This is a genomic window from Spongiibacter marinus (assembly GCF_016906995.1).
Taxonomy (GTDB): domain Bacteria; phylum Pseudomonadota; class Gammaproteobacteria; order Pseudomonadales; family Spongiibacteraceae; genus Spongiibacter; species Spongiibacter marinus.
The window spans coordinates 382,375-396,361 of the sequence record NZ_JAFBBD010000001.1; the positions used below are offsets into that span (position 1 = coordinate 382,375).

Genomic DNA, 13,987 nt, shown 5'->3' on the forward strand with positions numbered 1-13,987 from the left:
TATGAAACTGCGCGATATTATGGCCTCACCGGTCGTTACCGTTGAAAGTGACGACCGTTTGAGCACCGTGCGAGAGTTGTTTATGAAGACCCGGTTCCACCACCTGCTGGTGGTGGAGGGCGGAAAGCTTAGGGGGAGTATTTCTCAACGGGATCTTGCCGCCGCCATCAGTCCAAACATCGGCACCATGGCGGAACTGCCTAAAGACCAGGCAACCCTCAATAAGCACGCCCACCAGATCATGCGCAGGCAGCTGCTATGCCTGGCACCTGACGACGATGTTCACGCCGCCATTGCCGCCTTTAACCGCAACGATATTGCCTGCATCCCCATTGTGGATAGCGCGCAGCTAACCGTCGGCATTGTCAGCTGGAGAGACATATTACGTCGCGCTGAGGAATGCGGCTTTAACGGCGACTAATGCGTCGCCGCATCAGCCAGAGAACGCACCGGCATCGCGCTCACTTACCCAGATCAACGCTTCATCACGCTGAATTTCCGTGAAGTGTTCAATCTCTGCATTGGGCATCCAGTGGGTAATCAGCTGCGCGCCACGGCTGTACCAGCGCGGCTCACCGACCAATGCTGTGCGGGTAATATGTTTGAAAAAGCGCGCGAGCAATCGCATTTCTTTTAGCAGGCCACGCAAGGTGAAGCCTTTGAAATGCTCTAACTCGATATAAATGCCGAGGTATTCCTCGTTTTCCAGCTTGTGTTCAACGGCGTCATAGATTTCCGCCATGTCGTCGTGATTTACCTTGCCAGACACCTTTACCCCAATTACATGGGAAGAAGGTATTGGCAGCAGCTCCAACATCATGTTACCTCCGCGAACCATTTCAGGCGGCCTAGACCGCTTACATAACAGTATAGATAAGCATTACTGAAATGCGTTCCGCGAAGCGTGGATATTACCAGTCTCAGTGATCGCGGCGCTCAGGCTTGGCCTTGGGGTCGAGGATAGAAACGACTCTTACTTCATCTTCATGAGCGAGCGGTGCTTCGCCAGCCCGGGGTTGATTAACACGGGTCGGCGGCTCGTTGACCGCAACATCATCGTCGCGGATCGACTCTTTAAAACCACAGCGAATACACTCGCGCACTTGCTCAACCTCTGAGACGCGGTACATCACGGTTTTATCCATCTCAGCGCACTTGGGGCACACCGCCCCCGCAATAAAACGCCTGGGTTTAAACTCCGTTGCCATGCGTGGCCCCTCCTGTATTTACCGCGATGCCGCTGTGCCGCAGTAGCGCGTCATTGGCAGGCTCTCGCCCACGAAACTCAGTAAATAGCAGCGCCGCATCACGCGCACCGCCTTGTTCCAATATCACCTTGCGGAACCGCAAACCGGTATCTCTGTCCATCACGCCGCGCTCTTCAAACAGCGAAAAGGCGTCCGCAGACAACACCTCGGCCCACTTGTAGCTGTAATAACCCGCGGCGTATCCACCGGCAAAGATATGCGAAAAACTGTTTTGAAAACGGTTAAACGCCGGTGGCCGCAACACGGCAACCTGGTCGCGCACCTCAGCCATCAGGGCATCGATTTGCGACTCACTGGCAATATCCGCCTGCATATGCAGACAGAAATCAAACAGTGCAAACTCTATCTGTCGCAGCATCTGCATACCCGACTGAAAGTTTTTTGCCGCCAGCAGCTTTTGCAGCAAGGCCTCGGGCAGCGGCTCACCGGTTTGGTAGTGACCGGAGATATCGGGAATCACGGATTTTTCCCAGCACCAGTTTTCCAAGAACTGACTGGGTAGTTCTACGGCATCCCAAGCCACTCCGTTTATTCCGGATACGGCGAGACAGTCTATCTGGCTTAACATGTGGTGAAGACCGTGACCAAACTCGTGGAAAAGCGTCGTCACCTCATTGTGGGTCAATAACGAAGGGCGGTCGGCACTCGGCGGCGTAAAGTTGCACACCAAAAAGGCAACGGGGCGCTGCACGTTGCCATCGCCAAGCATCCGCCGCCCCCGGCAGTCTGCCATCCACGCACCGCCACGCTTATTGGCGCGGGCGTATAGGTCGAGATAGAACTCCGCAATGGTATCGCCGCCGCGACGCAGCGCGAAACACTGCGCATCGTCGTGCCAGAGTGGTGCCTCTTGCTCGACAATATCCAGATCGAACAACTCGCCCGTTACCTTGAATAAGCCTTCGAGCACACGCTCCACCGGGAAATAGGGACGCAGCTCTTCCTGAGACACGGCATAGCGGGCCTCCCGCAGCTTTTCGCTAAAGTAGGGTACATCCCACGCCTCGAGCTCGTGCTGACCCTGTTCGGCGGCAAAGGCCTGCAATGCTTTCAGCTCCTGCTCGGCCACGGGTTTACTGGCAGCCGCCAACTCAGACAGAAAATCCAGCACCGCATCACAAGACGGCGCCATTTTGCTCGCCAATGACTTTTCAGCGTAACTACCAAAACCCAACAGGCGCGCTTGCTCGGCACGCAATTGCAATATCTCCACCATCAGCGGGCCGTTGTCCCACTGGGCGCCGCTGGGTGACTGCGCAGAAGCGCGGGTCACGTAGGCCTCGTAGAGCTCACGGCGGATCTCCCGATTATCGCAGTACTGCATTACCGGCAAATAACTCGGTATGTCCAAACTCAAGCGATAACCTTTTTGGCCCGCCGCCGTTGCGGCAGCGGCGAGGTTATCCAGCACCGACTCCGGCACACCGGCGAGCGACTCCGCATCAGCGACAAACTTTTCCCAACCGTCTGTGGCATCCAGTACATGGTTGGAGTAGGCGGTCGACAGCTCACTGAGTCGCTGCTGTATTTCACTAAAGCGAGTGGCGTCGTCACCATCCAGAGCAACCCCGGACAGGGTGAAGTCGCGCAGCATATTTTCCACCGCCTTCTGGCGAGCAAATGGTAGCTGCTGAAACTCGTCACTCTCAGACAGCGCTTTCACGCGCTCATAAAGGGGGCGATTCTGACCCATCTCACTGCTGTAAGCCGTCAACAGCGGCAAGCACTTATTGTAGGCATCGCGCCAGGCATCACCGCTGATCACCGCATGAAGGTGGCTCAAGGGTGCCCAGAATTGCTCAATGCGATCGTTGATCTCTTCCAGCGGCTGCATTAGCGATTGCCAGCTGGGCGGCGTATCGCTGGCTAACAGGCCTGCAACATCGGCGCGGCTGCGATTAAGCAGTTCCTCGCACTGGGCGGGATAATCGGCCGGCCGCAATTGAGAAAATTCTGGAAGAGATTGCTCTGCATACATGAATAAGCACTCACATGATCAAAAAAAATGAACAGGCCCTAGCTTAACAGATCGCAGGCCCAGGCTGGGCCGGAAAGCATGTTCGCCGACCACCTGTCTCGCTACAATAGATCTTTCGTCAGTGCTTTGAGGATCATTGCAATGGGCTATCGCGCCGAGAACTACACCCGCCGCTTTGAGGGTCATCAACCTCAGTTGGAAGAGGGGGTATTTATCGACCCCAGTGCCGTTGTCATCGGCGATGTCCACATTGGTCGCGACAGTTCCATTTGGCCGCAAAGCACCGTTCGCGGCGATATGCACAGCATTCATATCGGTGAGCGCTGCAGCATTCAGGACAACAGCGTGTTACACATCACCCATGCTGGCCCCTACAACCCCGACGGATATCCTCTGCGCATTGGCGACGACGTGACCGTTGCCCACAGCGTGACGCTGCACGGGTGCGAAATTGGCAGTCGAGTATTGATCGGTATGGGAAGCATCGTCATGGACGGCGCAATTATCGAAGACGATGTCGTGGTAGCGGCCAACAGCCTGGTACCACCTGGTAAGCGGCTTGCCAGTGGTCACCTCTATGTCGGCAGCCCCGCTAAAGCTGCCCGGCCGCTGAGCGAAAAGGAAATGCGCTATTTCTGCTACAGCTCGGCGAACTACAGCAAGCTAAAAGATCGCCACATCGCTGAATTAGAAACTGATAGCGCCGGTGTCGACGAGTAGATAAGTCAGATAGCCAAGGTATACCGTCAACAGCAATCCGCCCTCATAGCGGCGGATTTCCGGGGCCCGACGCGGACCGAAGGCAACGAGGTAGAAGCCCGCTGTTAGCATCAACATCAGCGGGTAATCGCGGTCGACGATCGCCATATCAATAGCGCCAGGCGCGATCACGCCGGGCAGCGCCATCACCCCCAGCAAGTTAAATAGGTTTGAGCCGATCACATTGCCAATGGCAATGTCGTGCTCGCCCTTGCGCGCCGCGGCGACCGACGCCGCCAACTCGGGCAAACTGGTACCAATGGCCACCACCGTTAGGCCGATCACCAAATCGCTAACACCGAATATCTGCGCCAACTCCACCGCTGACCACACCAGCATGCGCGCCGATGCCATCAGTAAAATCAGGCCGACTAACAGCCAGCCCAGGGCAACGGGCAGCGACATATCCTTGGGAATTTCTTCGGCGTACTCGGCCTCCAAGGCATCGCCGCGGCTGTGCTTGGCTTCCCACAGTTGCCGCAACACTACCGCTAAAAACCCGCCCAGTAGTATGCAGCCATCAGTAAAACCAAGCTCGCCATCGCGCAGCAAAAAATAGCCGCCCAGCATCACCAGCAGCAGCAGGGGAATTTCTCGGGTTATCAACTTGCTTTGCACGCGCAGCGGGATGTACAGCGCCGTCAGGCCGAGAATCAGCGCAATATTTGTGATATTCGATCCCAGCGCGTTCCCTACCGACAGCCCCGACTGACCGTCGGCGGCGGCCATTGCCGAGACCAGCATTTCCGGTGCAGAGGTACCAATCCCCACCACCAAAATACCTACCACCAGGGTCGACACACCCAAAATCGACGCCGTCGCCGACGCGCCGATAACAAACCTGTCGGCACTCCACACCAGAATAACCAAACCAAGAATGAGGGTTGTCAGGATCAACAGCATACAACAAGGGCCCGCAAAGCGATTTTCAGTGAGAAAGGGATTGGCGAATCAACTCAATGACTGGCCGTGTATCAGGGCGAACGCCTCGCCAAATGCAGAACGACTCCGCGGCCTGCTCAACCAACATGCCCAGCCCGTCTGATACTGCCCAGGCAGCTTCAGCCGCCGCCCAGCGCATAAACGGGGTGGGCTCAGCGCCGTACATCATATCGTAGGCACTGCCTTCATTGCTGAGTATGTGGGAGGGCAGCGGCGGCAAATCGCCACTCAAACTGGCGCTGGTACCATTGATAATTAAATCGAACTGGCGGCCCGGCAAGGCCTCGAAAGGTTGCCCACTCACAGGCCCCAGTTCAGCAAACAACTCGGCCAGGGCCTCGGCTTTTTCCAGGGTGCGGTTCGCAACCACCAATTCCTCGGGACGCTGTTTTAACAGCGGGCCGAGTATTCCCCGCACAGCACCGCCGGCGCCGAGCACCAAAATTCGCTTACCTGCCACTGGCCAGCCGAGGTTGTCGTTGATATCCCGCACCATACCCACGCCGTCGGTATTGTCGCCATAGATACGGCCGTCCTCGCCACGCGCCAGCGTATTCACTGCCCCTGCGCGGCGCGCACGACCACTGAGTTCGTCGGCAAATTCGAAGGCATCCAGCTTGAAGGGCACGGTGATATTTAGCCCGCGGCCACCATTGCGAAAGAACTCCGACGCCACTTCAGCGAAACGCCCCAGCTCAACCTTATGCGCCCGATAATGCAGTGCCTGCCCGGTTTGCTCGGCAAACGCCGCGTGAATTTGCGGGGAGCGACTGTGTTTTATGGGGTTACCAAATACGGCGTATTGATCCACTGCATCCATCATTACTGGGCCAACCAATCCCGAGGGGGCAAAAACTGCGTGTACAGCGCTTGCTCTGCGCTGCCTTCGTCTGGCTGCCAATTGTACTCCCATCGCACCAGCGGTGGCAGTGACATCAGAATGGACTCGGTGCGGCCGCCACTTTGCAAACCAAATAAGGTGCCGCGATCAAAAACCAGATTGAACTCTACATAGCGGCCTCGACGATAGAGCTGGAACGCTCGTTCGCGCTCGCCCCAGGGCGTGTCACGGCGGCGCTCCAGAATGGGCAGATAGGCATCCGTGTACGAATTCCCCACGGCCTGCATAAAAGCGAAGCAGCGATCGAAGCCGCCCTCGTTAAGGTCGTCGAAAAATAAGCCACCGACGCCGCGCGCCTCGTCGCGGTGCTTCAGGTAAAAATAGTCATCACACCACTGTTTATAGCGGGGATAAACGTCGTCGCCAAACGGCTTGCAAGCGTCAAAGGCCACTTGGTGCCAATGTACGCAGTCCTCTTCAAAACCGTAGTAGGGCGTTAAGTCATAGCCGCCACCAAACCACCAAACCGGCTCTTCTCCGGCTTTTTCTGCCACAAAAAATCGCACATTGGCATGGCTGGTAGGCAAATAGGGATTGAGGGGGTGAATAACCAGCGACACCCCCATCGCCTGGTAGCTGCGGCCGGCCAGTTCAGGCCGGTGCGCCGTTGCACTGGCGGGCATTGAGTCGCCTTGCACGTGCGAGAAGTTTACCCCGCCTTTTTCGATCAGGGCGCCGTCGGTCATTACTCGGCTGCGACCCCGTTCCCACTTGTCTTCGACAAAGCGGGCACCGCCATCGCATTGCTCAATGGCGGTGCAAATTTGGTCTTGCAGGTCCAGGAGATACTGCTTAACGGCGGCGATATCGATAGTGCTCATATGATGCTCCTAGGCTGAACGCAGCGTGTCGCCGCTAAGCGCATCGCGAATACAGCTGGGTTGACGGCGGCCACCGAGGCGACCGGGCAAATAGTAGTTTACGGCGCCGACAAAATACCGCTCGGCCTGTTGTTGGCTACGCGCGGGCTCCAGTGATGCCGGGTTAGCAGAGGTAGACACCAAACATCCACCCACGGCCTTGCATAGGGCAGCGGTGAGGGGGTGGTCAGTCACTCTTACCGCGACGCTGCTATAGCGCCCCCTCACCCAACTGGGAGCAAAGCCTTCATCGGGAATCACCCAAGTATAGGGGCCGGGCCAGCTCTCTAATACGGCTTCGCGCCGCGAGTCAGGCAGCGGCGCCAACAATGTCTGAAGGCGATCGACGCTATCGGTAACCAGCAATAGACCTTTTTCGGGGTCGCGCCGCTTTAAGGTGCAAATCCGCGCCACCGCGGCGGCATCCTCTGGCACACACGCCAGCCCCCAGACAGCTTCGGTGGGGTGACAAACGATACCACCAGCACGCAGTAGGTCGGCAGCATAGCGCAATCGATAACGGGATAGTTCTGTCATGATAAGCAAGACCCTGCACAGGCAAAGGCCAGCAGTGGGGCGCCGGCAGCGGAAGACGCGGCAAAAGTACCCAAAGGCGAACGGCTTTGCAACTTAGCGGCAGCGTTGCCAACCACCACTACACTGCTCAACCCAACCCGCCAGCTCTAATTCGCCCAGCGCGCTGAGCAACTCCGTTACCGGCAGGGTACTGCGCGCGGCCAGCTGATCGAGTGTAAGCGGCGCAAATTCCAACAGCGCCAGCAACGCAGGCGGCTCAGCCTCAGGGCTCTCCAGTACGGCACCCGCGAGCCCCGGCGGTAAGCAGGGGAGTTCTTCGACAATGTCCTCTAAGGTCTCGACCAACTTCGCCCCTTGGCGAATCAAGGCATTGCAGCCGCGACTGGCCGGACTATGTATCGAGCCAGGCAGGGCAAATACCTCGCGGTTCTGCTCTAAGGCCTGGCGCGCAGTGATTAGCGAACCGCTTTTGATTGCCGCTTCAATGACCAAAACCCCGAGGCTCATCCCACTGATAATGCGATTTCGACGGGGGAATTGATGGGGCAGGGGCGGGCTGCCCAGAGGGTACTCGGAAAGCACAAGCCCGCCCTCAACCATCGCGTCATAGAGCGCCTTGTTGCGTCGCGGATAGCAGATGTCCACTCCGCAACCCAACACCGCTACAGACGCCGCGGCTTCCTGCATGGCGCCGGCGTGGGCCGCGCCATCGACCCCCATTGCCATACCGCTAACCACCGTAATGCCGTGCGCAGACAAGGCCTGGGCAAAGGCATGCGCATCTTGCTCGCCACGGCGACTGGGGCGACGACTCCCCACCACCGCAATCATAATGCTCTGCAGCAACTCTCGCCGCCCCCTCATAAATACGATTGGTGGTGGGTCGACAATCTCGCTTAGAAGCAAGGGGTAGTCTTCATCGGTCAGGCAAACCAACTCGCAATGAGCGTGCTGCTCCGCCAGTGCGGCGAGGGCGTTGCTATCGCTTAGTACCCCGGCGATACGGTCACCCATCGGCGCGCTCAGCAGCTGTTCACTGCGGGCCTCTTCGCCGTAGCGCTGCACGACAAACTGCTGAACCTCATCGGCAGAAATTTCCGCCAAGCGACGAGGTTGTCCTGCCAGGCTCATTAAGGCGCGCAGTTGCGCAGGGGGGATAGTCAACTGCTGCTGAATCAGCAGCCAAAGAAGGGCATCTGCGTCCATGGTCTGCATCCTTGCCGACAATGGCCCGCGCAGCGCAAGGCTACGCGGGGGAGTAGTTAGGGGTTACGAACTTTGTCGCCAACCTTTAAGGTTTGCTCGGCTTTCAGGACCAGCGCATAGCTAACTTTATCGAACACGCGGAACACCATTAGGATTCCTGCGCGCACGCCTGGTGCCTGCAGGCGCTCGCCCGTCAGGGGATCGCGAACCATCACACCCGTGGTGTAAATCGCCATAACATCGCCGGCCTCGATCGCATTTCGCTCACCGAGGTTCAAGGTCACGACATCCATACTGCCAATTTGAGTTAAACCACCCTCGACAGCAATGATTGACCCGCGGGTGTCTTGGTCTGGGGCCTGGGGTTCAAAGCGCGCGGTGAGCTGGCGCGACTCCAGCGGTAAAAAGCGGTCGGCTCGGCGAATTTCTTGCGTGCTGCGATTCAGTGCCAGGGTGGAGATATCTCCCTCGGTATGCAGTAGGTGGGCGGTGCCGATGTCGATCGCCTCAACCCCCAACAGCTCGCGGCTGCGCGGATCCACATACACTTTACCCCGACGGTAAATACCGAAATTTTTGGCATCCTCAAAATCGCCGCGACCCAAAATTTCATCGCCTGCACCCGCGACGATATTGCCGCGCTTGCCCGCCAGCACATAGGGCGCTGACTCAAGCTCACCCTCGTCGACAACGCGGCTGCGCGTTAAGAAGGGGGCAATCACGTCCAGGGGGATCGCGGGAATCGCATCGCTGACATCGGAAATCCGCATCTGCGGCGTCAATTTCACCACCGCGTCGCGCGGCTCGGGGTTGCGAACCAGTACCGGCTTGCCGTCCACCCACATCAACTTAAGCAGGTCGCCGGGGTAAATAAGATGAGGGTTTTCAACCTGGGGGTTGTAGTACCAAAGCTCGGGCCACAACCAGGGGTCATCGAGGAACATCGCCGAGATATCCCACAGGGTATCCCCTCGTTTTACCACGTAGGTTTGAGGGTGACCGGCTTTCAGTGACAAAACATCACCCGCATGGGCAGCGCTCAGTAGCGCACAAAACAGCAAGCCCAGCACAGTTTTTCTCATAACACTTTCCTTCAAGCGACCTCAGCAAGGGGGTAGCACCCCGGTCGTTCGCGACAATCAGGCATTTCCGCCGTTCTCACGGTATAATAGTCGGCCGTCGCGGCGACTGCATATTGTTATCGTTGTAAAAAGCAGAAGGCGTTGCCACCCTATCCGATACACGGCTCTGCAATTGCGAATACTCTTTATAGTAGCAATAGTTGGGCAACATACACGACAACTTGGTCACAATCATTTATGGCTGTACTAGAGATTCTCGAATTTCCCGATCCGCGCCTGCGCACCGTCGCCAAACCCGTGGAAAACGTCGACGACCGCATTCGCAAGATTATCGACGATATGTTCGACACCATGTACGAGGCGCCGGGCATCGGTCTGGCTGCCAGCCAGGTGGACATACACGAGCAGATCGTCGTCATTGACGTGAGCGAAGACCGCAGCGAACCGCTGGTGTTCATCAACCCCGAAATTACCGTTCTCGATGAAGAAATCTTCCAGTACGACGAGGGCTGCCTGTCTGTACCCGGCTTCTATGAGACCGTCGAGCGCCCCCGCCACGTTCGCGTGAAGGCCCTGGATCGCAACGGCGACGTTTTCGAAATTGAGCCCGAGGGACTGCTGGCGGTATGTATTCAGCATGAGAACGACCACCTGTTGGGCAAGTTATTTGTCGACTACCTGTCGCCGCTTAAGCGCAACCGCATTCGCGGAAAACTGGAAAAACAACACAAACGCAAGGCATAGGAGACGGCAGTGGCCGCCACTTCACAAAAGCTGGTATTTGCCGGCACCCCGGAATTTGCAGCGCAACATTTGAAGGCACTGCTGGACGACGGCCACCACGACATCGTTGCGGTATACACCCAACCTGACCGCCCAGCGGGCCGCGGTAAAAAGCCCCGCCCCAGCCCCGTTAAACAACTTGCCGAGCAAGCCGGAATCAGCGTTTACCAGCCGCTCAACTTTAAAGACCAGGCCGACCGCGACGCACTGGCCGCCCTCGGCGCCGACCTAATGATAGTGGTCGCCTATGGCCTGATCCTACCGCAAGCGGTATTGGATATACCGCGACTGGGCTGCGTAAATGTTCACGCCTCCCTGCTGCCACGCTGGCGCGGTGCCGCCCCCATCCAGCGGGCCATTGAAGCTGGCGACAGCGAGACCGGCGTTACCATTATGCAAATGGCAGCTGGCTTGGATACCGGCGACATGCTGCGCAAAGTGCACTGCGAGATTGGCCCCCACGACACCAGCGCCAGCCTCCACAACCGCTTGGCTGAGATGGGTGGTCCGGCCCTGATAGACGCCATTAACCAGCTGGCCAGCGGCACCGCTCAGCCTGAAGTGCAGGATGACGCACTGAGTAATTACGCCGCCAAGATCGACAAGCAAGAGGGCGAGATCAACTGGCAGTGCAGTGCCGCTGATATAGATCGTCAGATTCGCGCATTTATTCCCTTTCCCGTTTGCTACACCAGCGTCGGTGAAGACCGTTTGCGTGTATGGCAGGCGGAGCCTACCCGTGGCGAGGGTTCGCCGGGGGAAATACTCAGCTGTGACAAGCATGGCATCGTCGTCGCCTGTGGCGAGGGCGCCCTGCGACTTCTCTCACTGCAACTGCCCAATGCGCGCCAAATGGCTGTCGCCGATGTGCTCAATGGTCACGCGGCACGCTTCTCGGTAGGCACCGTCTTGGGTGCGGCATGAGCTGCCCTCGCGTTGCCGCGGCGCGCTGCCTCGTCGCCGTCGTCGATGGCCAGTCACTGAGCCGCCAAATTCCCCTGCAGGAAAAGTCGCTGCCGGAAAAACAGCGACCACTTTATCGCGAGCTTTGCTACGGCACGCTGCGGCGCTACTGGCAGCTCGATGCCGCTCTGAAGCCCTGCTTTAGCAAGGGCTTAAAGCGCAAAGACAGCGATATACGAATGCTGATTTACATCGGCGCCTATCAGTTATTTTTTACTCGCATTCCCCCACACGCCGCCATCAGCAGCGCCGTGGAAGCCTGTAAAGCACTGAAAAAGAAATGGGCGGCCGGGCTGTGTAATGCCATTTTGCGCCGCTGCCAACGCGACGGCGAAGCACTGTTTAAAGACCTCCCCGCCGACGCGGCGAGCGCTCACCCCACCTGGTTGTATAACGCGATAACGCGCGCCTGGCCCGAGCAGGCCAACGCCGTGTTCGAGGCTAATAACACCCACCCGCCAATGTGCCTGCGCGTCAACCAACAGCAACATAGCCGTGACGCCTATTTGGCGAAACTAAGCGCCGCTGATATTGACGCCACCACCTGCCAATACGCGCCTATGGGCCTGCGCCTCAGCAGCCCCTGTGGTGTGGAAGCCCTACCCGAATTTTTTGCAGGCGCGGTGTCGGTACAAGATGAGGCCGCCCAGCTGTGTACCCGCTTACTAGAGCTGCAACCGGGCCAACGGGTACTCGATGCCTGCGCCGCCCCCGGCGGTAAAAGCGGCGCCATTTTGGAAGCGGAACCGGCGCTACAGGAACTGGTAGCCCTGGATATTGATGAGGGGCGCTTAGAGCGCGTGGCCGACAATCTGCAGCGCCTGGGCCTTCGCGCCCACTACCACGTGGCGGATGCCGCAGACCCCCAAGCCTGGTGGGATGGCCAAGCCTTCGATCGCATTTTGCTTGATGCCCCCTGCAGCGCCACCGGTGTGTTGCGCCGCAACCCCGATATTCGCTTGCACCGTCGCGCCAGTGATATTCCCGAGTTGGTTAGCTTGCAGCGCCGCATTCTGGATGCCATGTGGCAGTGCCTGGCACCGGGTGGCATATTGGTTTACGCCACCTGCTCGGTACTGCCAGAAGAAAACGAGCAACAGATCGCGGACTTTTTGCAGCGCCACGACGACGCCCACAGTGCAGCATTGGATGTGGCGTGGGGCATAGATAGAAAAGTCGGTCGCCAGCTACTCCCTTCAAATGAGGGTGCCGATGGCTTCTTCTACGCTAAGCTAGTAAAAGCAGCGGCAACAGGGCATTAACCCTTGAGCCCGAGCGGCTAAACAACGCACAATTGGCGCATATTCTGCGGCGGCGACAAAACAGACATGAAAATCATTATTCTCGGTGCCGGCCAAGTCGGCGGCACACTGGCTGCCAACCTGGCCAGTGAGCACAACGATATTACCGTTGTCGACCAAGATCAGGATCGTTTGCGAGAGCTGCAAGACCGGCTGGATATCGGCACGGTGTGTGGCTCAGCCTCCCACCCGGACATACTCGACCGCGCCGGGGCCGAAGACGCGGATCTGCTGATCGCCGTGACCAGCAGCGACGAAATCAATATGGTCGCCTGCCAAGTTGCCGCAACGCTTTACCGCACACCGACGAAGATCTCGCGCATACGCTCTAGCTCCTATACCAGCCAGTCGAAATTGTTCGGCAGCGACGCCATTCCCATCGATGTTTTTATCAGCCCGGAAGAGCTGGTTTGCCGCTATATAAAACGTCTGCTGCAGTACCCCGGTGCCCTGCAGGTGCTGGACTTCGCCGACGGCAAGGTGCAATTGGTCGCCGTTAAGGCCTATTACGGCGGCCCGCTGGTTGGCAACGAGTTGGCGACAATCCGCGAGCACATGCCACAGATCGACACGCGTGTGGCGGCAATCTTCCGCCGCGGGAATGCCATCGTCCCCAGCGGTACAACCGTTGTTGAAGCCGGCGATGAAGTATTTTTTATCGCCGCCAAGAAGAACGTTATGCCGGTAATGAGCGAGCTGCGGCGGGTAGATACACGCTACAAGCGCCTAATTATTGCCGGCGGCGGCAATATTGGTGAGCGGCTGGCCAGCGCCGTAGAGAGTCGCTACAACGTTAAAATTATCGAGCGCAGCTACGATCGCTGTCGCACCCTGTCAGAGCAGTTGCGCAAGGCCATTGTGCTGCATGGCAGCGCCTCGGACCATGAATTACTGGCCCAGGAAAATATCGAAGAAACCGATGTTTTTCTCGCGCTGACCAATGACGACGAGGCCAACATTATGTCGTCGCTGCTGGCCAAGCGCATGGGCGCGAAAAAAGTCGTCACACTGATCACCAACCCGGCCTATGTGGAGCTGGTGCAGGGCGGCGAGATCGATATTGCGATTTCCCCGCAGCAAATCACCATCGGCAGCCTGCTTACCCACGTTCGTCGCGGGGATATTTACAACGTTCACTCACTGCGGCGCGGCGCGGCGGAGGCGTTGGAAATTATTGCCCACGGTGACAGCCGCTCCTCCAAAGTAGTGGGCCGTCGGCTAGACGAAATAGACCTGCCCGAAGGCGTAACGATTGGCGCCATCGTTCGCGGCGACGAGGTGCTTATTGCCCACAGCCACCTGACGGTAGCCAGTGAAGACCACCTGATCCTGTTCCTGGTGGATAAAAGCAAAATTAAGGCGGTGGAAAAGCTATTCTCCGTCGGCTTCACCTTCTTCTAAACGAGA

The 13,987-nt window shown here is 57.9% G+C and carries 15 protein-coding genes; 6 read left to right on the top strand and 9 right to left on the bottom strand.

The genetic code is table 11. The features are described 5' to 3' along the window. The first annotated feature begins 1 nt into the window (after nt 1). Nucleotides 2–421, top strand: coding sequence for a CBS domain-containing protein (locus tag HNR64_RS01840; protein WP_204994897.1), 420 nt, complete (start codon nt 2–4; stop codon nt 419–421). A gap of 12 nt (nt 422–433) precedes the next feature. On the opposite strand, the gene HNR64_RS01845 is transcribed toward HNR64_RS01840, so the two are convergent. The 3 genes from HNR64_RS01845 to HNR64_RS01855 form a co-directional block, all read right to left on the bottom strand. Next, complete coding sequence (locus HNR64_RS01845) at nt 434–820, bottom strand: SpoIIAA family protein (RefSeq protein WP_161624243.1); 387 nt, start codon at nt 818–820, stop codon at nt 434–436. Nucleotides 821–920: 100 nt separating this feature from the next. Then, the gene (locus tag HNR64_RS01850) at nt 921–1,208 is read right to left on the bottom strand and encodes a YheV family putative zinc ribbon protein (RefSeq protein WP_027873422.1); all 288 of its coding nucleotides are present in this window, start codon (nt 1,206–1,208) and stop codon (nt 921–923) included. After that, nucleotides 1,192–3,246: a M3 family metallopeptidase gene (locus HNR64_RS01855; protein WP_204994898.1), complete on the bottom strand. Its 2,055-nt coding sequence runs from the start codon at nt 3,244–3,246 to the stop codon at nt 1,192–1,194. Before HNR64_RS01855 ends, HNR64_RS01850 begins: the two co-directional genes overlap by 17 nt. 141 nt (nt 3,247–3,387) lie before the next feature. Here HNR64_RS01855 and HNR64_RS01860 point away from each other — a divergent pair, with 141 nt between their 5' ends. Next, entirely contained in the window at nt 3,388–3,966 is a 579-nt protein-coding gene (locus tag HNR64_RS01860; protein ID WP_204994899.1) for a gamma carbonic anhydrase family protein, read from the top strand. Here the strand turns inward: HNR64_RS01860 and HNR64_RS01865 are convergent. The 6 genes from HNR64_RS01865 to HNR64_RS01890 all read right to left on the bottom strand — a co-directional run bounded on the left by HNR64_RS01865 (nt 3,934) and on the right by HNR64_RS01890 (nt 9,533). Further along, a complete protein-coding gene (locus HNR64_RS01865) occupies nt 3,934–4,908 on the bottom strand; it encodes a calcium/sodium antiporter (RefSeq protein WP_204994900.1) in 975 nt (324 codons plus the stop codon). The two genes, HNR64_RS01860 and HNR64_RS01865, sit on opposite strands and share 33 nt — an antisense overlap. A gap of 25 nt (nt 4,909–4,933) precedes the next feature. Next, nucleotides 4,934–5,767, bottom strand: a complete 834-nt coding sequence (gene aroE, locus HNR64_RS01870) for a shikimate dehydrogenase (protein WP_204995031.1) — start codon at nt 5,765–5,767, stop codon at nt 4,934–4,936. Between the two features lie 2 nt (nt 5,768–5,769). Then, nucleotides 5,770–6,669, bottom strand: a complete 900-nt coding sequence (gene hemF, locus HNR64_RS01875) for an oxygen-dependent coproporphyrinogen oxidase (protein WP_204994901.1) — start codon at nt 6,667–6,669, stop codon at nt 5,770–5,772. Nucleotides 6,670–6,678: 9 nt separating this feature from the next. Beyond that, nucleotides 6,679–7,245 (bottom strand): L-threonylcarbamoyladenylate synthase, encoded by a 567-nt coding sequence (locus tag HNR64_RS01880; RefSeq protein WP_204994902.1) that lies wholly within the window; start codon nt 7,243–7,245, stop codon nt 6,679–6,681. Nucleotides 7,246–7,338: 93 nt separating this feature from the next. Continuing rightward, nucleotides 7,339–8,451, bottom strand: a complete 1,113-nt coding sequence (gene dprA, locus HNR64_RS01885) for a DNA-processing protein DprA (RefSeq protein WP_204994903.1) — start codon at nt 8,449–8,451, stop codon at nt 7,339–7,341. A 56-nt stretch (nt 8,452–8,507) separates the two neighbouring features. Further along, nucleotides 8,508–9,533, bottom strand: coding sequence for a LysM peptidoglycan-binding domain-containing protein (locus HNR64_RS01890; RefSeq protein ID WP_204994904.1), 1,026 nt, complete (start codon nt 9,531–9,533; stop codon nt 8,508–8,510). A 237-nt stretch (nt 9,534–9,770) separates the two neighbouring features. Between HNR64_RS01890 and def the strand changes: the two genes are divergently transcribed. The 4 genes from def to trkA all read left to right on the top strand — a co-directional run bounded on the left by def (nt 9,771) and on the right by trkA (nt 13,981). Then, on the top strand, nt 9,771–10,277 hold the full coding sequence (gene def / locus HNR64_RS01895; RefSeq protein WP_204994905.1) for a peptide deformylase: 507 nt from the start codon (nt 9,771–9,773) through the stop codon (nt 10,275–10,277). 9 nt (nt 10,278–10,286) lie between these two features. Next, a complete protein-coding gene (gene fmt / locus HNR64_RS01900; protein WP_204994906.1) occupies nt 10,287–11,240 on the top strand; it encodes a methionyl-tRNA formyltransferase in 954 nt (317 codons plus the stop codon). Continuing rightward, nucleotides 11,237–12,541 (top strand): 16S rRNA (cytosine(967)-C(5))-methyltransferase RsmB, encoded by a 1,305-nt coding sequence (gene rsmB, locus HNR64_RS01905; protein WP_204994907.1) that lies wholly within the window; start codon nt 11,237–11,239, stop codon nt 12,539–12,541. Before fmt ends, rsmB begins: the two co-directional genes overlap by 4 nt. A gap of 66 nt (nt 12,542–12,607) precedes the next feature. Then, nucleotides 12,608–13,981 carry a Trk system potassium transporter TrkA gene (trkA, locus tag HNR64_RS01910; protein WP_204994908.1) on the top strand — a complete coding sequence of 458 codons (1,374 nt, stop codon included), beginning with the start codon at nt 12,608–12,610 and terminating at the stop codon, nt 13,979–13,981. Nucleotides 13,982–13,987: the final 6 nt, after the last annotated feature.